General features: G+C 68.5%; 21 protein-coding genes and 1 pseudogene. 10 read left to right on the top strand and 12 right to left on the bottom strand.

From position 1 onward, the window contains the following. Positions 1 to 84: 84 nt before the first annotated feature. From ABTZ17_RS07200 to ABTZ17_RS07180, 5 genes are all read right to left on the bottom strand, one after another. Positions 85 to 1,563, bottom strand: a complete 1,479-nt coding sequence (locus ABTZ17_RS07200; RefSeq protein ID WP_352194515.1) for an NAD(P)/FAD-dependent oxidoreductase — start codon at positions 1,561 to 1,563, stop codon at positions 85 to 87. After that, positions 1,560 to 2,753, bottom strand: coding sequence for an MAB_1171c family putative transporter (locus tag ABTZ17_RS07195; protein WP_352194514.1), 1,194 nt, complete (start codon positions 2,751 to 2,753; stop codon positions 1,560 to 1,562). Before ABTZ17_RS07195 ends, ABTZ17_RS07200 begins: the two co-directional genes overlap by 4 nt. 1 nt (position 2,754) lies before the next feature. After that, complete coding sequence (locus tag ABTZ17_RS07190) at positions 2,755 to 3,288, bottom strand: toxin-antitoxin system, toxin component (protein ID WP_352194513.1); 534 nt, start codon at positions 3,286 to 3,288, stop codon at positions 2,755 to 2,757. Between the two features lie 24 nt (positions 3,289 to 3,312). After that, positions 3,313 to 3,897: a hypothetical protein gene (locus ABTZ17_RS07185; RefSeq protein WP_352194512.1), complete on the bottom strand. Its 585-nt coding sequence runs from the start codon at positions 3,895 to 3,897 to the stop codon at positions 3,313 to 3,315. Positions 3,898 to 4,437: 540 nt separating this feature from the next. After that, positions 4,438 to 4,608: a hypothetical protein gene (locus ABTZ17_RS07180; RefSeq protein ID WP_352194511.1), complete on the bottom strand. Its 171-nt coding sequence runs from the start codon at positions 4,606 to 4,608 to the stop codon at positions 4,438 to 4,440. Here ABTZ17_RS07180 and ABTZ17_RS07175 point away from each other — a divergent pair, their 5' ends adjacent. Continuing rightward, entirely contained in the window at positions 4,609 to 4,758 is a 150-nt protein-coding gene (locus ABTZ17_RS07175; RefSeq protein WP_352194510.1) for a hypothetical protein, read from the top strand. It begins immediately after the preceding gene. A gap of 27 nt (positions 4,759 to 4,785) precedes the next feature. Here ABTZ17_RS07175 and ABTZ17_RS07170 read toward each other — a convergent pair whose 3' ends face one another. The 3 genes from ABTZ17_RS07170 to ABTZ17_RS07160 form a co-directional block, all read right to left on the bottom strand. After that, complete coding sequence (locus tag ABTZ17_RS07170; RefSeq protein ID WP_352194509.1) at positions 4,786 to 5,994, bottom strand: hypothetical protein; 1,209 nt, start codon at positions 5,992 to 5,994, stop codon at positions 4,786 to 4,788. Between the two features lie 833 nt (positions 5,995 to 6,827). Next, on the bottom strand, positions 6,828 to 7,376 hold the full coding sequence (locus ABTZ17_RS07165) for a hypothetical protein (RefSeq protein ID WP_352194508.1): 549 nt from the start codon (positions 7,374 to 7,376) through the stop codon (positions 6,828 to 6,830). A gap of 168 nt (positions 7,377 to 7,544) precedes the next feature. Then, on the bottom strand, positions 7,545 to 7,775 hold the full coding sequence (locus ABTZ17_RS07160; protein WP_352194507.1) for a hypothetical protein: 231 nt from the start codon (positions 7,773 to 7,775) through the stop codon (positions 7,545 to 7,547). Positions 7,776 to 8,160: 385 nt separating this feature from the next. Between ABTZ17_RS07160 and ABTZ17_RS07155 the strand changes: the two genes are divergently transcribed. The 3 genes from ABTZ17_RS07155 to ABTZ17_RS07145 are packed head-to-tail and all read left to right on the top strand — an operon-like array spanning position 8,161 to position 10,555. After that, complete coding sequence (locus tag ABTZ17_RS07155; protein ID WP_352194506.1) at positions 8,161 to 8,871, top strand: RNA polymerase sigma factor; 711 nt, start codon at positions 8,161 to 8,163, stop codon at positions 8,869 to 8,871. Next, entirely contained in the window at positions 8,852 to 9,229 is a 378-nt protein-coding gene (locus ABTZ17_RS07150; protein WP_352194505.1) for a hypothetical protein, read from the top strand. The genes ABTZ17_RS07155 and ABTZ17_RS07150 overlap by 20 nt, the downstream gene beginning before the upstream one ends. Before the next feature lie 6 nt (positions 9,230 to 9,235). After that, positions 9,236 to 10,555, top strand: coding sequence for a hypothetical protein (locus ABTZ17_RS07145; protein WP_352194504.1), 1,320 nt, complete (start codon positions 9,236 to 9,238; stop codon positions 10,553 to 10,555). Positions 10,556 to 10,614: 59 nt separating this feature from the next. On the opposite strand, the pseudogene ABTZ17_RS07140 reads toward ABTZ17_RS07145, so the two are convergent. From ABTZ17_RS07140 to ABTZ17_RS07125, 4 genes and pseudogenes are all read right to left on the bottom strand, one after another. After that, positions 10,615 to 11,034 (bottom strand): annotated as a pseudogene (locus tag ABTZ17_RS07140) (single-stranded DNA-binding protein); the annotation flags it as partial. Between the two features lie 53 nt (positions 11,035 to 11,087). Next, the gene (locus ABTZ17_RS07135) at positions 11,088 to 12,134 is read right to left on the bottom strand and encodes a peptidoglycan-binding protein (RefSeq protein ID WP_352194503.1); all 1,047 of its coding nucleotides are present in this window, start codon (positions 12,132 to 12,134) and stop codon (positions 11,088 to 11,090) included. Between the two features lie 73 nt (positions 12,135 to 12,207). Beyond that, positions 12,208 to 12,810 carry a hypothetical protein gene (locus ABTZ17_RS07130; protein ID WP_352194502.1) on the bottom strand — a complete coding sequence of 201 codons (603 nt, stop codon included), beginning with the start codon at positions 12,808 to 12,810 and terminating at the stop codon, positions 12,208 to 12,210. 26 nt (positions 12,811 to 12,836) lie between these two features. Beyond that, positions 12,837 to 13,466, bottom strand: a complete 630-nt coding sequence (locus tag ABTZ17_RS07125) for a ParB N-terminal domain-containing protein (protein WP_352194501.1) — start codon at positions 13,464 to 13,466, stop codon at positions 12,837 to 12,839. Positions 13,467 to 13,913: 447 nt separating this feature from the next. Between ABTZ17_RS07125 and ABTZ17_RS07120 the strand changes: the two genes are divergently transcribed. The 6 genes from ABTZ17_RS07120 to ABTZ17_RS07095 all read left to right on the top strand — a co-directional run bounded on the left by ABTZ17_RS07120 (position 13,914) and on the right by ABTZ17_RS07095 (position 19,459). Next, complete coding sequence (locus ABTZ17_RS07120; RefSeq protein WP_352194500.1) at positions 13,914 to 14,474, top strand: hypothetical protein; 561 nt, start codon at positions 13,914 to 13,916, stop codon at positions 14,472 to 14,474. Positions 14,475 to 14,588: 114 nt separating this feature from the next. Continuing rightward, on the top strand, positions 14,589 to 14,900 hold the full coding sequence (locus ABTZ17_RS07115) for a hypothetical protein (RefSeq protein WP_352194499.1): 312 nt from the start codon (positions 14,589 to 14,591) through the stop codon (positions 14,898 to 14,900). After that, the gene (locus ABTZ17_RS07110; RefSeq protein WP_352194498.1) at positions 14,897 to 15,850 is read left to right on the top strand and encodes a hypothetical protein; all 954 of its coding nucleotides are present in this window, start codon (positions 14,897 to 14,899) and stop codon (positions 15,848 to 15,850) included. Before ABTZ17_RS07115 ends, ABTZ17_RS07110 begins: the two co-directional genes overlap by 4 nt. 28 nt (positions 15,851 to 15,878) lie before the next feature. Continuing rightward, positions 15,879 to 16,688, top strand: coding sequence for an ATP-binding protein (locus tag ABTZ17_RS07105; RefSeq protein ID WP_352194497.1), 810 nt, complete (start codon positions 15,879 to 15,881; stop codon positions 16,686 to 16,688). Positions 16,689 to 16,815: 127 nt separating this feature from the next. Continuing rightward, complete coding sequence (locus ABTZ17_RS07100; RefSeq protein WP_352194496.1) at positions 16,816 to 17,997, top strand: hypothetical protein; 1,182 nt, start codon at positions 16,816 to 16,818, stop codon at positions 17,995 to 17,997. 238 nt (positions 17,998 to 18,235) lie between these two features. Then, entirely contained in the window at positions 18,236 to 19,459 is a 1,224-nt protein-coding gene (locus tag ABTZ17_RS07095) for an ERF family protein (protein WP_352194495.1), read from the top strand. The last annotated feature ends 104 nt before the right edge of the window (positions 19,460 to 19,563 follow it).

Below are 19,563 nucleotides of genomic sequence, written 5' to 3'. Positions count from 1 at the left end.
GGCCCCCCCCGTGATTGGCGCGGGCCCCCCCACGACGTTGTGGTGGTCCGACCTCACCCCCGCGGGGGCCGAACCGCTCGGGTGCTACAGGGCAAGGATCTCGACTTCACGCTCATCGCCGGACACGGGCACGGGCTCGGGCTCGGTGGCCACGGGGACCGGACGCGGCGTGAAGAACGCCTCCCGCTCCTCGGTTGTGAGCGGCGGCCGGGTGAGCTGGTGCCGCTGCGGGCCGCGCAGTGCGGCAAGCAGGATGTCCGGGGCGAACAGGGTGGGGAAGGCCGGCTTCTCCAGGGTCATCACGTCGGTGACGGCGCGGGCGACGCGGCCGGAGCCGGTGGAAGCCCGGATGAGCCGCCGAACGTAGGCGGCGGCGGCCTTCTCCGCGCCCGTGGGGCCATCGGGCGTGGCTCCCGAGTAGAAGACGTCCTGACCCGTGGAGAGGGCCCATGCTTCCGCGACCGGCTTGGCGATGGCCTTCTGGACGCTGTGGGCCATGCCGGGAAGGGCCCAGCCGTAGCGACTGATCGTCTCCTTCATGGCCAGGGCGCTCTTGGCCGCCACGCTCATGCCGTGCCCGTAGACCGGGTTGTACGCGGCGGCGGCGTCACCGATGACGATGAGCCCCTCGGGCATGGATGCCTTCTCGTAGAACCGGCGGTGGTTGGCAGTGGTCCGGGTGAGTACGACATCGGTGAGGGGTTCGGCGTTGGCGACGATGTGGCCGACGACGGGGTGGCGCAGGGAGCCGGCGAAGTCGGCGAAGTCCTCGTTCTCGGCGGTGGGTTCACCGCCGCGGGTCCCTGCGATGGTGACCAGCCACTGGTCGTCCTCGATGGGCACGACGACTCCGGACTGGCCGGGGCCGCCGCTGTGAGGATCGGCCTGGACGTTGATGACCACCGGGAAGCGACCGAGGTCGGTGGGTGCGCGGTAGATCCGGCTGGAATAGACGAGGCCGGCGTCGACGGTCCGCTCCGCGGGGGCCGGGAGGCCGAGCTCGGTGAGCCACCGGGGGGTCCGGGAGGACCGGCCCGAGGCGTCCACGACGATGTCGGCGGTCAGGGTGTGGTCGGCGGTCTCGCCGGCGGTACGGACGCGGACGCCGGTCACACGCTCGGCACTGCCTTCGAAGGCGAGAACGTCGGTGCGGTCGAGGATGGTGACGCCGGGCAGGGTCGAGACCTGTTCGCGGACGTGCCAGTCGATCCGGTCGCGGCTGCCGGTGATGATGTAGTGGGACTCCCTCCAGCGGCGGAACCAGCCCTCGGGGGAGAGCGCGACCATGCCGGTCGGCAGCGGAACCTTGTGGACGCCGTCCTGATGGATGCGCTTCATGGTGCCGGGCAGGAGGGCTTCGATCGCCGCGGCGCCGCCGGACCACAGGAGGTGGACGTGGCGGCCCTGGGGGAGGCCCTTGCGCGAAGTAGGGCCTTCGGGGAGAACGTCGTGGTCGATGACGGTGACCTGGGCCCACGTCGAAAGCGCCGCGGCCGCGAGCATTCCGGCCATGCTCCCGCCGATGACGATGGCGGTGCGGGTCGGAGGGGTGGTGCTGGTCATCGTGCGGCTACTTCCTCGTGGGTGCCACTGTGCATGTGATCACGGGCTTTCTGGATGGTTCGGGCTCTGGGGATGGCCTGCGAGATGGCGGGCAGGTCAAGGCTCAGGCGATGGGTGTTGGACATGCCGTCACCGATCGGCATGGGGGCTTCGGCCCGGATGGAGGCGACGGCCGCGAGGATCGCCGCAGCGTCGGCCACCGCGGCCGCTTCGGCGTCACCGTGGTCGAGCCGGATCTGCTCCGCGAACACCTCCCCGCGGAGGTTGCTGTCGAAGTGCGCTCCCAGGTTGAGCAGGGCGTCGCCGATGTCGGATCGCCGTTGCACCAGGCGCAGGTTGATCGGCGCCCGGAGGGGAAGCCGGACGGAGGCGATGTTGGGCTGTACCGCTCGCAGTTCCTGCCACAGGGGCCCGAGCTGGCGGTACTGGCGGCGCTCCTCCCAGGACAGAAGGATTCCCTGGCCGGCGTGGGGAAGGATGAAGCCCACCGCGATGAAGATGGCGCACAGACAGGCCAGCGGTGGGGCGACGTTGGTGCTCAGGGTGTCGAGGTTGCCACCGAACCAGCGGGCACCAATGGCGGTGTACTTCACCCCGTCGTAGCAGAGGTTCAGGATGTACCCGATGACCTGGAGCCGCAGGCCGGTGCGGAGGAGGCCGTCGACTCGGCGCAGCCAGGTCCAGCACAGGACGAGGCTGGCACTGCACGCGACGGAGTGAGCCACCAGGTAGAGCATGATGAGCTCACGCATGTAGGGCGTGGTCGCGTAGTAGGTGTCGAGGTCCCGGAGGCGTTCTACGGGTACGTCCGCGAAGGCGAAGAGCACCCAGTAGGAGATGATGACGGTCGAGTACGCCGATACGACCGTCCATATGAACCTCTTCACCGTCGCCTGGTCTCCGCCGCGCCAATAGATCATCAGCACGAGGCAGGAGCCGCAGTAGATGGTGAGGATGCTGTACACCCAGGGGGCGGCCACGTTCGGAATTCCGACGAGTTGGTTGACCCAAGCGATCATCGGCGGGTAGGCGAAAACGAACACGGCCGCTGCGACGAGCAGCAGTCCACCTACGGCCCGCAGGAGTGGATTCCTCCAGTAGCGCATCATTGCAGGCGCCTTTATGGCGAATGCGATGACGAGTACCGAGGCGGGTATCACGTAGGGTATGTAGAGGTCTTCGATTGTCATCTCAGCCCTGCGGACCGTGATATCCGAGGGAGGCGTTGATGCGGCCTCCCACCTCGTTCAGCCTGATCGGGGATCGCGCCGCAGGGGTGCCGGCGAGCCAGCCGCGGCACGCGGCGCCCAGCCGGTAGCCGAAGACCTCTGCCTCGCTTTCGCGGTTCTCCTCGAACTGGGTGCGTGCTGCGACCACGGTGGCCAGTTCTGCGGGATCCAACGTGCTGTCGTATGCCTGGGCTGCGGCGGACCCGGGCAGGCCGTGGATGCAGTGGCCTGCGTGAAGGTGCCACAGCTCGTGCCCGAGGATCACGAGCTGGTGCTCGGGCGGAGTGTCGGCCTCGACAACGATGAGGTGGCGGTCCTTCAGTTCGACGACGACACCGGTGAGGTTGGTGCCTTCGGGGAACGACGCCATTCTGAGTTCGATCGTCTCGCCTCGCCGCCTGGCCATGGCGTCGACCAGTGCTTGAAAGAGCTGCTGAGGCGGCGCAGGAACCTGAAGGTCTATGTCGCCCATCAGCGACTTCAAGAGTTTGCGCATCTCCCAATTCACCCCCATGCTGCTTTAGCCCCTCCCTTCCGCATCGTTGCTGGTGATCATCCCCATGATCATTCCGGCGAGAACATGTTTCTGGCGATCCGTCAAGTCGGTACTTCGGGCGGAAACCCCCTGAAGTCCGTACTCGCTGATGAGTCGTTCCATCGGGTCGGTCGAACTGGGCGATTCCAAGGATTCGACAATCCGGTGGAGCTGCTTGTTCAGAGCTTCCGAAGCCGTGTCCGTGAGGAATGTGATCTCCTCGCCGAAGAATCTGGCGAGAGGCTTCGCGACTTCGAGGCTCGGAATTTTCTTCTGGTCTTTTCCGAGGAGCAGGCGAACCCATTCCCTGGTGACGTTGATGGCGTCCGCGATTTCGCGGGCGGTGTACGGGTCGCCTGTCGGGCCGGTTCGCGTGGCGTGGAGGAACCGGAACCGGTGCCGGGCGATTTCCCGTGTGTCGGTCTCACGCGACTCGGCCGTCGCGCGGCCCGCCAAGAGGGCCGCGACGGTCTCGGTCGAGACGCCGGTGTCGTAGGACAACTTCTTCAGGTCCAGGTACTGGTCCAGGCGCAGGTTCCGCTCGGCGAGCAGACGGCGGATCCGGGCCACGGTCTCTGGAAGGGGGGTGTGCGAGTCACCCAACGTCGATCTCCGATGCTTGTCGTGGTGCCGGTGACGGTTGGCACGCAGCGTGGGCGAAACTTAGCCTGGTCCAACGATCATTGCCAAACGAAAGAACGATCGTTGACACTTTGACCTGCGCTGATGCAAGATCCGACTCGGGGGTCTGTTCGCGGCGTATGTCAGGTGCATATTCCGCAGGGCTTGAAGCCAAGAGCTGTGAGCCGTAGCCGGCCACACGGCAGGCGAGTCGGTTCGACGCCCGACCGAAGATGAGCAGGGGGCTCACGTATGCGCGACCACCGGCCGATTCCGCCGGGACCCACGACGGCGGCCACGGACTACGTGCGCTCCGCGGGGACACCGGAGGTCTCCGCCCTGCGACCCGGCCTCGGGTCGCTGATCCCTACACAGGCGTCCGCGAGCGAACCAGGCGCCGCACGCGCGGCGGCCTCCGCAGCCGGTGCACTTCACGCCGAACTGCGCACCACCCACACCAGCCGATTCGTTCTGCCCGCCTCGGGGGCATCAGCCCAGCGGGCCCAGGCCATCGTGCGCCGGGTTCTTCCCCTGATGCTCGGCGTCGTGGACGACCGGGTACGCCGTCTCGTGGAGGCATGCCTGTCCCAGCTCGTGGGTGGCGCCGGCCCCGGCGCTACCGGTGACCTTCTCTGTGAACTGCGGACCGATGCGCGGCACGTGTTCGTCTCTGTCGAGTACGAGCGCGCCACAACGATCGGGAACGACCACCAGGGCGGCCTGTGCGGCTCGGACTCCCTCGCCGACGAGCACGGCTGTCACCTCGACGGTGCCGTCCACCACGCCTGGGCGGCCGTGCGCCGCTACTGATGCTGTGTTCCCCCGGGGAACAGGACTCTAAGCGGCCTGCGCCGACCACTCCGGAACGGGAACGGGCCGGTGAGGGTCGGACACATTCCAACCCTTCCATGCCGGATCCAGGATCTCGCCCGTCAGAGCGTCGACGGCCCCCGCAGGCACGAGCCGCGCCCTCCCCTGACGACGAGCCTCCTGCATCCTGGCCACGGCCTCTCTCCACTGCCTGTAGTCCTGCCGCTGGCTGGCGTGCCACGCCTTGCGGCGCTCGAAGGCGCCGAGGGTCCCGCGGCGCTCCGCCACGCGGTCCAGGACCGCCTTCTCGGGCAGTTTCAACCCTTCACCGAGCTGCTCGCCAGCAGGCAGGTAGAACAGGCCCTCACGCTCCACGACGAGGCCGTCCAGGACAAGCAGGTCCAGGCGCCGCGAGATCGTGGTGCGGTGGAGCCCGAGTTGGTCCTGGAGCTCCTTCCTGCTCGTGCCCTCGGTCACGTCCAGGTTCGTCAGGATCCGGGCCCCGTTGGTTCCGTGTGCGGAGCGGTGGAAGGCGTCGTGCTTCATGATCTGCGCCAGGAGGCGGGTGTCGTTGTGCACGATCCGGACAGGGGCTTTGCCCCCCCCAGTCCCTGGTGCTGGTGGGTGTCCGGGTTGCGCACGCTTTTCAGTGGGGCACGTGAGCACCCATCGTGAGCCCCGGTCAGTTCCGGCCCCGGAGGCGACGAGCTTGAGGAAGCCCATCTCCTGAAGCCGCCTGTTGCTGTCCGCGGCGGTCCCGGTGCCGCACCCCATCTGCTCCGCCTGGGGCCGCACGGCAAGCTCATGATCCAGGCCGCCGGCCTCCTCGCACTTGCTCAACCGGAGCGCCAGGTTCTTGAGGTCGGTGTCGGCTCCACGGCTCCCCGTCCACACCCGTCGTTCGACCTCGTCTCGTACCTGGGTGATCTTGTCAAAGGCGCTCTGACGACCTGTGATCACGGGTGCGGAGGCCACCTGCTGCTGTGCCTTTTCCAGCATCGAGGTGAGCTTGCCCTCGGCGTACGCGGCGCCCTTGCGGGTGTGGAGGCGCCGGGCCCAGCTTCCTCCCGAAGTCGGGCTGTAGATCAGCGCGTGGTGGAACTCGGCCGCGGTCCAGGTGCGGCCCGGCTGGGAGGCGCCGACGGCGAGAGCCATGGTGAGCCTGTAGCCGCTGTCGTCGTCGTTTCGACCGACGTACCGATCGTCCAGGTCGCCGCGGAGGAGCAGCCTGAGCATCCGCGGCGACAACCTGCCCCAGGCCCCGTTCTCCGACAGAGAACGGCGCTCCGATGCTGACATGGACATGCCATAGCGCGGAGACGGGTCGGTATTTCGTCGGCGCGTCGGCGGGATGGACTGGCCGCGCGCGAGGACATGGGGCATCATGACTCCGTGCTGTCGGGGAACCGAGGGCACACAAAAGGGCCCTCGGTGACGGGGGTTCAGGGAAGAACCGGGTGAAACCGCACATATGTGCGGGGAGCCAACGGGCCTCTGCTAAGGCCCGAGTAGGGAAGCGGTCGAACCTCGACGCCACATCGAGCGGACGACCTGGAGGAGCGGATCGGAAGGGCCCACGCCACATGGGACCTGCGTCACCGGACCTCCACGCTGGGCTAGGTCACGACGACCTCCGTAAGGGGAGAGGCAGATAGACGGGATGCCAAGACCGAGCGATGAGTAAGGCACGGCTCCGTCCAGGGGGACAGGCTACGGCCACCACAGAACGCACTTAGGCCCACCGGAAGTCGGCGCGCGACGCGCCGCCCGGTGGGCCTAACGTTTGCCTGAACCCACCCGAGGGCGGGTACTGTGGTGCTCATTGAGACCGAATCTCCATGTAGGTCTCCCGAGGTGCCCCGCCGGGTACTTCCGTTGCGATTAGGGGCCAACCGTCGCAGTCGGAAGTGGCGGGGCTTCTCTGGTTCTCGTGGTCTTGTCGTTGCCGTCCTGGGCGGCCGGGGCCGGAACCCATGATCGGGACAGCAACTGTGGGGGACAGCCTAGACCGTTAGGACCCCCCTGCGGGTGCATCTTCGCGGGCGCGCCGCTGGAGCAGTGACACGCCGTCACGCCGGTTTCTTGCGGCTCCGGTAGGCGTCCGAGGCGATCGAGGCTTGGTACTCGCACAGCTCCTTGTCACCGTGGTACGCGACAGGGATGTTGTCCTGTGTGTCCCAGATCGCCCAAGGCAAGGGCGTGCCCTGGAAGCGTTGACCGTCCTCGGGCCGGAACCGGGCCTCGTACCGTGGGTTGTCCGCGGCGCCGGCGGCCAACGGTCCGGTCAGTGCGAAGAGCTCGGTGATCCGTTGCTCGGTCTCGGGTGAGGTGCGACTGAGCCCCGAGGCCGTGGGCACCGCAGAAGGAGGAAGGGGCCATTCGTTGGTGTCGATGCTCACGGCAGCCAGCTCGGGCACGGGTGAGCCCGTCCGCCTCGCGAACAGGTAGTCCTTCTGCTCCTCTGGGGTACCCACCAGCCCTCTGCCGAGGGCCTCGTGGACGGCGCGGAGGTCCGCCAGGATCCTCTGTTCGGCCTGCCCCTGTCCGCTTTCCCGAGCCAGGCGCAGGCTGTCCAGGGCGCGGGAGCGCCAGGCCGTGATCGCCGTGGCCCCCGTCATCCCGTTCCCCCTCGGCTGTATCGACACCCACCCCGCCAGAGCCTCGGCACGCGGCGTGCGGCTGGTGCTCCCCTGGGGTTGTACCCGTTCACGAACCATCGGGCAGCTCCGAAGGGCAGATTTCCGTCAAGTCCCGCCCGGCGAAGAGGCGGTCGACCCGTGGGGCCATCAGGAACTCCTGGTGCGCCGGGCACCGACTCGGGGGCGTCGGCTGACGCGCATGAATTCAAGGAGCCCACCCTCGCGGCGGACCGTGAGCATCCCGTTGCGGCGACCGGCCCGGAGGACCCGGTCGGCCTCGGCCGCGGGGAGACCGATCCGCTCCGCGCTCTGCTCTGCGCGCAGCCATGTCTCGAACGGCAGGCGGTTGATCGCGTCTTCCAGACGGACAGGGGGCATGACGGACTTCCCTCTAGGCGTTGGTCGCGCCGGTTGCTCATCCCGGCGAAAGCTCCACGCCACGATAGTGCACACCACGTCCGGACGTATACGGGGAGCCGTCAGGAGCGTCAGACGGTCGTGCTTTTGACGAAGCATGAGCACTCGGGTGTAACCGTTCTGCAACGGGAGCGGGCCCGCGTCGCCTTCGCACCGCAGCTAGGCAAGTCGATTCATCCACTATGTGGCGGTTGTAGGTATACCTAACCTGAGCATCCTGGCTGATAGTTCACTTTTGCCCTTTACCAGTGTTTTTCGATCTCCCGTGCGAATAGGGTGTGGCGCATCCGTTTGCGGCCGGCAGAAGATGGCGCTCCGAGGCCGATCAAGACCGGAGCGATGCGGAATGCGCCAGACCCCCAGCGAGAGCGAGCACCCGCCGCCTGCCGGCGAGTTCGAGCCGCTGGAAGCCGCTGCCCTGCGGGCCGCCGAAGATCCGACGAACAAGGACGCCCTCGCCTACCTGTTCTCTGCGCTCTACGAACCAGTGGTCCGTTACATGCGTGGCCGCGTCCAGGACCCGGCCACTGCGGAGGACCTGGCGCAGGAGGTCTTCGTCAAGGTCGTGCAGAAGATCCACCTGTACGACGGCGGCGGCATCAACGCCTGGATCTGGACCGTTGCCCGGAACGTCTACAACGACCACTTCCGACCCAAGAGGAACCGGGGATTCGAGCAGCCGACCTCCGACTTCTGGTACCTCGACGCACCGAGCGCCGAGATGGGCCCCGCCGAGGTGGCCGAGTGGAACGAACTCCGCCAAGCCATCCAGGGCAAGATGGGCGAACTGCCACCGCAGCAGAACCGCGTCCTGGCGCTCCGTATCACCGCCGGATTCTCACCGACCGAGACCGCTGAGATCATGGGAAAATCGGTGGGTACCATTCGGGTGTTGCATTGCCGAGCGCTGGCCAAACTCCGGAAGCTGATGCCCGAGAGTGACAGCAACCTGGCGGCGTACCTCCGGCCTACTTCCGACGCACAGCGGCGAGAGGGTGTAATGGCCGACGAACCGGTGAGGCTGAGGGAGAGAGACGATGCTGGGTCGATGGGGTAGGGCGGCCGCCGAGCGGCTGGAACGCTGCCTGTCCGGCGACGCGGTGCCGGACGATCCCGACACGGCGAAGATGGTCATGGCCGCAAGCGCCCTCGCACCCAGAACTCCGATCAGCGAAGACGCGCGCAGCCGCGCCTTCGAGGCCATGATGCGCGAGGCCGACCGGCGCGCACGTCCGCTCCCTGCCGGTCCCGCCGAGGACCTGACCGACCCCGGAGTCCATGCCCGCATCGCACAGGCCGGTGACGTGGAGATCCGCGTGGCCAACATCGAGGCGATTCCCGACTCCGACCTCGAAGACATCGCTGCCAGGCTTGCCGCCCGCTTCAAGCAGAACGCGCCCGACCGCAACCAGTAAGTGTCCATGAACCACCTCCCCGAGCTGCGCGTCGAAGAAGAAGACATGGGCGCAGACGTGATCACCCTGACCAAGCAGGACGAGGGTGTCACGTACCTCTTCGTCCGGCCGGGCCAGTCCTTCGAGTCGGCTGTGCGAGGCATACAGCGGGTCTGCCCGGAACTGACGATCGCGCAGGCACAGGAGCTCGTGCGTACCCACTGTCCCCGGGTCATCGAGATGAACGTGCGCCTGGGCAGCGGCAAGAGCATCCCTCGCTTCGAGGCGGCTCCGGCCGCCGGAGTCCTTCCCCCGCTTCCCGGCCCGGCCGATGAGGCCACCCGCCGCAGTCGGTTCCCACGGTGGGCGCAGTTCGCTGCGGTCGCGATACCGGCCATCGTCGGTGGCGTGCTCTTCGCGCAGCTGCTCCACCCCCTCGGGAACAACGGCAGCACCGAGACCAGCACGGGCAGTCCCACCGCCAGCCAGGAGGCCAGGGCCCTCGCGGGCACCTACAAAGGCGCCGCCTTTCAGCGGATCCTCGCAGGCGGGCGAATGACCTGTGATCCCCTAGGCCCGTACGAGGCGAAGTGCGTGGACGCCGACGGCACGGTGATGTTCAGCGAAGCCTCGGTGGGTACCTCCACCGCCTTCACGTTCTCCTACGGTCTTGAAAAGGTCGGCTTCCGCGTCTTCCCCGACGGGGACGCGGCCGCGGCCTGGGCGGCCGAGGAGAAGAACAGCAACCTGTACGAAGGCATCCGGCGGGACGGCCGCGTCGTCCTGTGGGGGACTGACGAGGAACGGCTGGACGCGTGGGCCAAGTCCCTGGCCCGCCCGGCCGCGGAAGGCGAGGCACCGGGCGGGCCGCAACCATCCGTGCTCGGATCGGCCGCCCTGCCGGACCGCCTCGCCTTCCTGGCGGTCGGCACCCTGGGCTTCGCCGAGGAGTCGATTGCGCGCGCCCCTTGGGCCGACGACACGGTCTCGGTCGTTGTCCTTCAAGCGGCCCGGCTCGTCCTCGGAAGTGCCCACAGCAGTCCGCTCGGGATCGTCCCGGCCGGATCCGACGATGCGGTGGCCGCCGTTCTCGACGGCGTCAAGGACGGCGGCCGCGGCGCTGCCGGTGCATCGGCCAGCCGTGCTCCCCGGCCCACGACTTCGGGAGAGGCGCTTCCGGGGCCCCTGCCTCCCTCTGGCGGCGTGACACCTGCGGATCCCGTACCGACGATGGCTCCGACACCGCAGTCACCCGCCCCCTTCGAGACCGAATCGGCGGATACCACGGGGACGGTGGGGAGTCCGGAGCCGCGACCCGCACCCCCACGCTTCCCCACCTCGATGTAGGAACGGATCGGGCTCGGCGTTCGGGACGGCACAGTGCCCCAGACCTAGAACGGCGGCTGCCCGCCCGTCCATGGATCGGCGGAACCTGTGCCCGGTGTCGGGCCCGAACGCGGGCCCGACACCTTGGTCACCTTGGCCGTGCCGCGGGACAGGGCGGGCCCCACTTCGTCCACGTCCAACTCGAAGACCGTGCGCTTCACCCCCTCACGGTCTTCGTACACGCGTTGCTTGAGGCGGCCCTGGGCGATCACGCGCATCCCCCGCTGAAGGGACTCCGCCACGTTCTCCGCGGTCTGCCGCCACACCTGGCAGGACAAGAACAGGCTGTCGCCGTCCTTCCACGCGTTGGTCTGGCGGTCGAAGGTGCGCGGCGTGGAGGCGACGCGGAACTTCGCGACGGCCGCGCCCGAGGGGGTGAAGCGCAGTTCGGGGTCGTCAACCAGGTTGCCGACGACGGTGATGGTGGTCTCGCCTGCCACGGACAGGGCCTTTCGGTCGGGGCCGGGCCGCGGCGGCGGCCCGGCCGGAAGGGTCACGCGAAGAGAAGGGACCAGGTCTCCGGGCCCGGCAGTCCGTCCGCATCCGAGCCGGTCCAGCCCTGGGCGCGCTGGAACGCGGTCACGTTTTGGCGGTCGGCGTCGGACCATCGAGGGCCGGGCCCGGTGGTGTAGAAGCGGCCGAAGCCCTTGCGGACGAGCTGCTGACCGAGGATGACGATGTGCCCGTTGTTCTTGCCGGGGCCGAACTGGTCGCGGCCGGGGAACGGAGGGCTCGGCTTCGGTGTGGGGTTGCCCGGCACGGTGCCGAGCAGCTCCTTCAGGGAGGTCGGGCCCGGGACACCGTCCGCGTCCTTCCCGGTCAGGCCCAGGGACCGCTGGAAGTCGCTGAAGTTGAGGGTGTCCACGTCCGTCCACACCGGACCGGGGCCCGAGGTGTAGTGCCGGCCGAAGCCCTGCTCCACCAGAGCCTTTCCGACACGGGTGACGTGGGCGCCCTTGGCGCCGTATCCGTAGACCAGGCCCTGGATGGTGACCTGGTAGCGGGCGATGTCGCCCGAGCCGGTGTCGGGCTTGTCGCCGGGGTCCGGGGGAGTGGTGTGGTCGCCCGCGGGCATGCCCGCCTGCACCCAGGCGTAGAGGTGCTTGCCGGGGCAGGTGGTCGCGATCCCGTCCCGGTGGCCGCGCTTTGCCAGGGTCCGGCCGGTCTTGCGGCACGCCTCCTCGTACAGGGCCCGGCAGGCGGCCAGGGCCGCGGCGGTGGGCTTCTGGTCGCCGCCGATGGCGATCTGGACACCGATGCCGGAGACGTTGTGGTTGGGGCAGTGTGCGCCCTGGAGGGTCCAGCCGCGGCCCTCGTAGACGTTGCCCGCCTGGTCCACGACGAAGTTGTAGCCCACGCCCGCCCAGCCCTGGCTGAGGTGGGTGGACTCGATGGCCCGCATGATGGCGTAGCCAGTGCGCTTGATGGGTTCGCCGCCGTCGTAGTGGACGAAGAACTCGGTGCGGCGGGCCAGAGCGATGGTGGCGGGGGTGCCGTTCCACGGCTTCGCGCCCCACTGCGCGCGGCTGATGATCTTCATGGGTGGTGTGCCCTCCGGTGGTGGTGGTGAGGAGGGAGCACCGTGGCGGTCCGGGGACGTTAGAGTCGCGGGCTCACTCGCCGGCGGGCGCAGGTTCGTCGTCCTCGGGGTACTGGAGTGCGTGCAGGGTCGCTGCCAGGCGGCCGGCGAGGTCGGCGGCCGGGCCGGTCTGCTCCACGGCGACAGGCCCACCGGAGGCTCCGGTCAGCTCGACCTCCAGGTGCTCTTCCCTGCCGTACTGCTTGCGGTGCTGCCGCTCCAGGTACCAGGCCGCGGCCCGCCAGTCGGGGGGCGTGGTGATGGTCTCCTCCAGCACCTTGCCGGTGTGCGGATCAAAGGTGCGGTGGGTGGTGACGATGCCGCCGCGGGCGGCGCGCCGGATGTCCAGGGCGTACGCGAGAGCGGCGGCGGCGCGGGCACGTTCGACGCTGTCGAAGAAGTCCACCAGGTGGCCGAGGTCGGGGTCGGGATCCTTGCCCTCGGCCCGTTCGACTGACTCGGTCCGTCCAATGGCCATCCACCGCATGAAGGTGGCGCGGGAGACCCCGGCGTGGACTGCGGCCAGATCCGCGGAGAGCCCGGCGCGGCTGGCGTCGATCAGGCGTGCCTGGACCTCCGGCGTGAGCAGCCGGGCGCGCGCCGGGGCGGCTGTGCGGCGGACTTTGCGGCGGGGCATGGCGGCACCCTAGGAAGGTGGGCGGACTATCGTCCCGGGCTGAAGAGGTGGCCACAGGCCGGGCAGCACACGCCGGTTGGTCGGTCGTTGTCGCCGCTGTCTCCGTAGCCGCCTTCGTCGTTGTCGGCGCCGTCACGGTCGGAGTCGTGGCCGGGGCCGGTAGGGCCTTGTGGGAGGCGTTCCGGGTCCACCTGCCGGAGGAGTTCCTCCATCTCGTCGTCTGCGAAGCCGAGGGAGTCGAAGAGCTCGACCTCGGAGGTGGCGAGGTCTTCGAGGATTTCGGCGAGGGGCCCGGCCTCCCAGCCTCCAGCGGAGGAGAGCCGGTTCAGGAGCACCAGGACGGCGCGGGCCTGGCGGTCATCGGTTGAGGCCCAGCCGCGGCTGACGGGGACCAGCCATCCGCCGTCGTCGTCAATGAGGAGGCCGCCGGGGATCGGTTCGCCGCGGGTCTGCATCTCGATCAGGGCCTTTCGGCGGCCGTGACCGGCGATCGTCAGGCTCGTGCGCTCGTCGACCACGATCGTCTCGATGAACCCATGGACCTGGATCGAGTCGATGAGCCGCTCGATTTCGTGACGCTTGGGGTTGACCGGGTCCGGAGGGAGGTCGGTGAGCGGGACGTAGGTGATGTAGCGGGGGGCCGGGATGCCGGTCACGGTGCTCCTGCTGCGCACCGGGTGGGGTGTGAAGAGCGGCCGTGGCCAGCGAGCCCGCGGACTTCGACCGCGGCGCCCCGGCTCGCTACCGGGACAGGCCGTCATGGCCGGGCCGTACGGCCGCTCTTCGGTCGGCGTGCCCCACATGTCCGGACGGGGCAGCGCTGACGGCTCGGAGGAACGTGCCGCGGGTGCGCGTTCCGTGGTGGTTTCTCCGTGCCTGCACCAGAGGGCCCGAGGCGTGGGCTTTGGGTCCCGGGGTGCCCTGACATCCCGTCCGGACATGGTGTACAGTTTTGCTGTATGGCTGTACGAGCAAGCAGCCGTGCCCGGTCTGGTGTAACGAATTCGGCCCTCACTCCGTCCATAGGGGGAAGGTCACCGGCAGCAGACCCCCAACGCCCCCGCCGGTACGAGCAAGCCGGCACATCTGAGAGGTACCCACGCATGTCGGATCAACAGGGCATACCTGCCGTCGGTCATGACGATCTCGCCATCAGGGCAGCGGTCGCCTACCGGGTGATGAAGCTGGTCAAGAACATCTGCCAGCCCCTGATCGACGCGAATGCCGACCACCTGAAGAACACCCCGGGACTGCGCAGCACCACCGCCGAAATGCCCGCAGGCCCGCACGGGCGCATCCTGATCGGGAACTTCACCCGCAGCGTCAGCAAACCCGGCTGCTTCGTGGAGGACGAGCGCGCGCTCCTGGACTTCGCGGAGGAGCGCAACGAGTTGGAGTACGTGATCCGGCCCGCCTTCCTCGAAGGACTGCTGGCCCGCGTGCGCTACGACCACGCCACCGACTCCGTTGTCGACCCGGAGACCGGAGAAGTCGTCCCCGGCATCGGCTACGACCCCGGCGGCGCCACCCTCAAGGTCAGCCCCCACTGGGACCCGGCCGGACTCGACGCCCTCGACGCTCTGCTCGGGTTCATCGGGCCGATGCTGGAAAACCTCCCCACCCTGACCGCCGGCGACTTCCTCAAGTCCCTGGAGGAGCAGTGACGCCCGCCCTTCGGTTTCGCCTGCCCGCCTACCGGCATCCGGCCGCCTGATCGAATGCACGCCCTGCCCACCCCCGCTTCGGCGGGGCTCAGGCACGTCACGCAAGGACCCCTTGTGATCCCCAGCACCACCCGTCTCAGCTTCATCGACCAGGCGACCGACCGCCGCGCCGCAGGCGCCATCAGCGAGGCCACCCACAGCCTCTTCGTGCGACACCTCCGCCGCGGAGACCTCGACGTCAGCGACTGGCACACCTGCGCCGACCTGGCCAACACCGGAGCCCTCACCCACCATCAGGCCCGGGTCGCCGCCGCACAACTCGTTGCCGTCGGACTCCTTGACCGCCGAGTCCGGACCCGCCGCCGACGAGGCGACCAGCAGACCGTCCAGTACCGCCTGCCCGCTGCGGAAGGAACCGACCAGTGAGCAGCCACGAAGACCAGCACGACGAGGTACTGGGCGGCCGGCCTGCCCCCTACGCCATGGTGCCGCACTGGATCATCCTGCACCCGGAACTCGACCCGCAGGCGAAGGCCGTCTACGACGTCCTGCTGATGCACGCCAACCGACTGAGGGGCGACGGCATCGTCTGGCCCACACGGAAGAACATCGCGAAGATCCTGGGCTGGAGCCGAGAACAGTCCCCCGACAAGTACATCGCGCAGCTCGAAGCCGCAGGCGCCATCGACACCGAGCTGTACACCCAGCATGACGGGTCCATCCGCAAGCGCTACTACGTCCACCAGACCCCGCCGCCTGGCTATCAAGGGCCCAAGGACCTCACCGAATGGCGGGACCGGCGCCGCCAAGAGGAGGCCGAGGCACCGTCCCGGCCGCCGGGAAGGCCCCGCAAGGCCGCTTCCCCCGCAGCCGAGCCCGCAGCCGAAGGATCAGCCGCGCCGCAGAAGCCTGCCAGGAAGCCCCCCGCGAAGAAGGCGGCCGCCACGCCGTCGGCCAAGGCGGCGCCGGAGAAGTCGGAGACGGAGGCGCTGCTGGAGCAGCGGGCCAACAAAGGGGCCCGCCTCTGGTGGGAGGAACGCGCCCCCGCACATGTGGCTGCCAAGGAGATGACCAGGCTGACCGGCACCCAGCAACAGAAATCCCGGAAGTTCCTCGCGCTGCGCGGCATGATCCGCGGAGCCCTGGCCGCCGACTACGAATCCCGACAGATCCTCAACGCCCTCGATGAGCTGAAGGTCTGGCTTCCCTCCGTGCAACAGTTCGACGCAGCCCTCGGGCGCCAGGACGGAGTGCGCAGCCGCACCTCGGGAACGCGACAGCCCAAGTTCACCAACGCCCAGTGGAGCTCGCCCAACGAAGAGGCAGAGGCCCCCGACCTCGGTGTGTTCGGACTCGAAGACGATGACGCCGCCTAACCTGCCTGAGCGAACCGAAAGGACCCCCGTGTCCCTCACCCTTCCGGCGCCGATCGTGACGCGCGGCGCTGGCGAGCCGGTGCCCGTGATGGGCCCCGTCCGCAGGATCGAGGCCATCCTCCGCCACCGCGGCCTCGACCCCGGCAAGGCAGCCTTGACCCACGACCGACCTGCCAGCACCGAGGCGTACCAACAGCAGGTCTTCCGGGAAGCCTGGCGGAACTCCCTGCGGCTCTCCGGTCACGCTGACTACGTCCGTTACACCTTGGACAAGCTGGAGACCGGCCAGCGCCCGGAGCACCTGCAGAAGTTCGTAGATCAACTGGCCGCTGCCCGTCGTCACAACCGCGACCAGGCGCTGCTCCCTCCCGAGGAACGGAACGAGCGCCGGGCGAATGTCCGGCACGTGATCGTGGCCGGTACCGTCGGCGCAGGAAAGACGGTGGCCGCGGCCGCCGCCGGGTCCTACGCAGGCGAGTGCGGGTTGATGGCTCGCTTCCTCTCCCACTCCATGTACCTGTCCTGGCTCCGCCCGAACTCCGCCCCTGCGGGCCTGACGGCCACCCAGGTTCGCGAGCGATACGAGCGTTGCGACCTCCTGATCCTGGACGACCTCTGCAACGAGATGGACGACTACGCCAGCCACCACGTCCGAACCCATACCTCGGACCTGATCACCGCACGAATCAACTCGGGGCGCGCCACGCTCTTCACCACCAACCTCAATTTTGACCAGGTTGCGGAAGTACTGGGCGAGCGGCTGGCCTCCCGCATCGGAGCCCGAGCAACCGTCCTTCGCATGACCGGTGGCGACAGGAGAAAGCCGGAAAAGTGGTGAACCATCATAATTGACCCATATCGGTGATAAATGGCCTTCGCGTGATGTCCGTTGGTGATCTAGGCTGTCCGGCAACTGTGCGCTCCCGAGCAAGAGCGCGTCAGGTCAACGCTCCAGGAGGACAGCCATGGCCCCACCCATGTCGATCGCCGGCGTCGCCGCGCTGACCAAGGCGGAGATCAGGTCGGTGGAACGGACGTTGATGGCGGGAACTTGGGCCATCACGCTCGGAGCCATGCTCTTCAGCGTGCTCACGGTGACGCCGCTCGTCCTCGGCGTCACGCCCCGAGGGTGGGAGTGGACGGCGCCCATCCTGCCCCTGGTGGTCGACGCCGCGGTGATCATCGTCGTTCGGCTGGACGCGGTGATCGCCCGGCTCGGCGGAACAGGAGGACCCTGGCCGCTGATCCTGCGCTGGATGACCGGCATCATGACGCTGGCCCTCAACATCGGCGACGCAGCGCTGCACCGCAACTGGGTCGGCGTCGCGGTGCACTCTGTCGCCCCTCTCCTTCTCATCGTCACCGCCGAGGCCAGCCTCGCCTACCGGCGGGCCATCAGCGCCGCCCTGGCACGCATCGCGCGTGAGCAGGCCGAGGCAGACGAGCAAGATCGACAGGCCCGGGAGGCCGCGGCCGAGCAAAGCCGCAACGATCGGAAGGCAGAGGCTGCAGCCAAGGCGCAGGCCGAACATGAAGCCCGCCAGCATGCCTTGCTCCTTCAGGAACAGGAGAACGACCGGGTCGAAGCGCGCCTGGCTTCGGAGCGTGCTCACTCCCTCGCCTTGGAACGCGAACGGGGCAACCGTGACAGGGAGGCCCGCGAGGCCGCACGCGAAGCCGAGCGGGAGCGAGCTCAGCGCGAGCTGGACGAACGTGTCCGTCAGGAGCAGCGCGACGAACGCAGGCGCCGAGAGGAGGCGTCGGCGGCCGCGGCGCGGAAACTTGCCGTGGCTGCGCCCGCGGCTGTCACGCAGCCCCGCCCCGTGACGGCCAGACTTCCACGGCAGAATCGGACGGTCGATGCCGTGGTGATGTCCGCCGAGTTCGCAGGAATGACGCAGGCCGACGCCGAGCGGTCGCTGTTCGAACTGTACAAGCAGGCCCGCGACGCGAGCACCGTCGCGGACTGGAAGTCGGACGACCCCCTCTTCGCGCCTGGCGGAGAGTTCTGCGGCAGCAACCTCGGCCGCCGCCTCGGACGCTCCGAGGCCGCCGGGCGAAGCAACGTGCTGCCCAAGTTCGAACGCTGGTACTCCGAGTATCAGCAGAGCCAGCAGGAAACCAAGGAGCTGGTGGGCGCCGGCTGAGCTCCGGAACAACCACCGTCCGTCGCGGGGCACCTCGAATGGTCGAGGTGCCCCGCTGTCTGTCTTCGGCCGGGAGCCGCTGCAACGAAAGGCTCAACCCGACCCCCAGGAAGTCAACCTAACTGGTAAACTGTCAACCATGTCCGGGCGCTGCTTCTAGGTCGCGGTCGGACCCACCATGCCTCCGGTACGAGCAAGCCGAGGGGCATCAACGCCCCACCACGGAAAGGCGGCCAACATGGCCGAGACGACCACCGAGGCGGCCGCGGAGGCACCGCTTCTCTCCGTAGACGAAGCCATGATCGAAGTCATGCGGGCGATCGGACCCGTTGGAAAACGAGGCCGTAACACCACACAGAACTACGCCTTCCGAACGCAGGAGGACATCGTCGCGGCCGTACGCGGCCCGATGGCCAACGCCGGGCTGCGGATGCTCCCCACAGTGGTCAGCCACGAGCACTTCACCAGAGGTGGCCAGAACGTCGCGATCCTCGTGGTCGACTTCACCTTCCGCGGGCCGGCCGGCGACACCATGCCTCCCATCCGAGTCATCGGTGAAGGGGCCGACAGCGCGGACAAGGCCAGCAACAAGGCCATGACGGCCGCGAAAAAGTACGCCTTCATCCAGGCTTTCGAGATCGGGGACGGCGCGGACGACGGCGACTACGACCACCCTGTGGACACCCGATCCGAGGGATCGCCTCTGCGTCCGTACCTCGACCGGATTCGAAAGCCCAGCGTCTGGCAGAGCCCGGAAGCGCTCGACCAACTGCTCACCCATGCCGACAACGCAGGCGTCGCCGACCACCCGATGCCGGACGACCCCACCCAGACCCTGCGCCAGTTCATCAAGGCCCAAGGCGAACAACTGCTGCGGGAACGCCGGAAGCGCGCAGTACGCCGCGACAAGGAGCGGCCGAAGGTTCGGGCCCAGATGACTGCCGAGCACCCGACCCCATCGGCAGGCGATCGAGGCAGTGCGCGTGTGGACACCGCACGGGAGGGCAATCAGCCCGCTACACCGGAGCCTGGTGCAGACCCGAGTGGGACTGTCCAGGAGTCGGCCGCCGAGCTTGAAGGCGACGTCGCCCCGGACGCCACCGCTCCCGCTTCGCCCCCGGTGCCCGCTCGACCGGCGGAAGCCCGCCGCCGCCTTGCCACTGCTGCGGACCGGGCGCGGGCCAACATGGTTGCGGAACTGGAGTTTCAGGCGCAGATGCTGGGCAAATCGAGGCTGGATTTCGCAGGAAGTCTTCTGCCGCCGGACGCGACCAGCCTTGAGCAGGCAACACGGGTACGGGCCATGCAGGACCACATCCGAACCCACAGGCCCCAGGTGGTGGCCGCCATGCTGGCGCAAGGCATGAACCAGGCGGCGGGAACGTACGCCGAGTTCGGGGATCGCGTCCCCGCCAGCAAGATCACAGACTTCATCCGCGGGGTAGTCCAGCCGCAGCCGTGACGGTACGCGGCCGGTGCGCCGCAGGCCGCCCGTTCGGCGGAGTGGCCAACTCACGGGACCCCCCACACCCGAGGGTTCGCCGTTCCCTTGGGGAACAGGCGAAC

This window comes from Streptomyces sp. NPDC097619, assembly GCF_040302735.1.
GTDB lineage: Bacteria > Actinomycetota > Actinomycetes > Streptomycetales > Streptomycetaceae > Streptomyces.
Note: the sequence above shows the minus strand (reverse complement) of the source record. Positions and strands in the feature narration are given on the sequence as shown.

What these genes read in the sequence shown, in the direction of transcription:
- ABTZ17_RS07190 (WP_352194513.1), bottom strand. Translation starts at nt 3,288, where the DNA reads ATGCGCAAACTCTTGAAGTCGCTGATGGGCGACATAGACCTTCAGGTT.
- ABTZ17_RS07150 (WP_352194505.1), top strand. Translation starts at nt 8,852, where the DNA reads ATGCTGGGTCGATGGGGTAGGGCGGCCGCCGAGCGGCTGGAACGCTGC.
- ABTZ17_RS07170 (WP_352194509.1), bottom strand. Translation starts at nt 5,994, where the DNA reads ATGCTCAGGCTGCTCCTCCGCGGCGACCTGGACGATCGGTACGTCGGT.
- ABTZ17_RS07160 (WP_352194507.1), bottom strand. Translation starts at nt 7,775, where the DNA reads ATGCCCCCTGTCCGTCTGGAAGACGCGATCAACCGCCTGCCGTTCGAG.
- ABTZ17_RS07095 (WP_352194495.1), top strand. Translation starts at nt 18,236, where the DNA reads ATGGCCGAGACGACCACCGAGGCGGCCGCGGAGGCACCGCTTCTCTCC.
- ABTZ17_RS07135 (WP_352194503.1), bottom strand. Translation starts at nt 12,134, where the DNA reads ATGAAGATCATCAGCCGCGCGCAGTGGGGCGCGAAGCCGTGGAACGGC.
- ABTZ17_RS07130 (WP_352194502.1), bottom strand. Translation starts at nt 12,810, where the DNA reads ATGCCCCGCCGCAAAGTCCGCCGCACAGCCGCCCCGGCGCGCGCCCGG.
- ABTZ17_RS07195 (WP_352194514.1), bottom strand. Translation starts at nt 2,753, where the DNA reads ATGACAATCGAAGACCTCTACATACCCTACGTGATACCCGCCTCGGTA.
- ABTZ17_RS07145 (WP_352194504.1), top strand. Translation starts at nt 9,236, where the DNA reads ATGAACCACCTCCCCGAGCTGCGCGTCGAAGAAGAAGACATGGGCGCA.
- ABTZ17_RS07155 (WP_352194506.1), top strand. Translation starts at nt 8,161, where the DNA reads ATGCGCCAGACCCCCAGCGAGAGCGAGCACCCGCCGCCTGCCGGCGAG.
- ABTZ17_RS07165 (WP_352194508.1), bottom strand. Translation starts at nt 7,376, where the DNA reads ATGACGGGGGCCACGGCGATCACGGCCTGGCGCTCCCGCGCCCTGGAC.
- ABTZ17_RS07120 (WP_352194500.1), top strand. Translation starts at nt 13,914, where the DNA reads ATGTCGGATCAACAGGGCATACCTGCCGTCGGTCATGACGATCTCGCC.
- ABTZ17_RS07200 (WP_352194515.1), bottom strand. Translation starts at nt 1,563, where the DNA reads ATGACCAGCACCACCCCTCCGACCCGCACCGCCATCGTCATCGGCGGG.
- ABTZ17_RS07100 (WP_352194496.1), top strand. Translation starts at nt 16,816, where the DNA reads ATGGCCCCACCCATGTCGATCGCCGGCGTCGCCGCGCTGACCAAGGCG.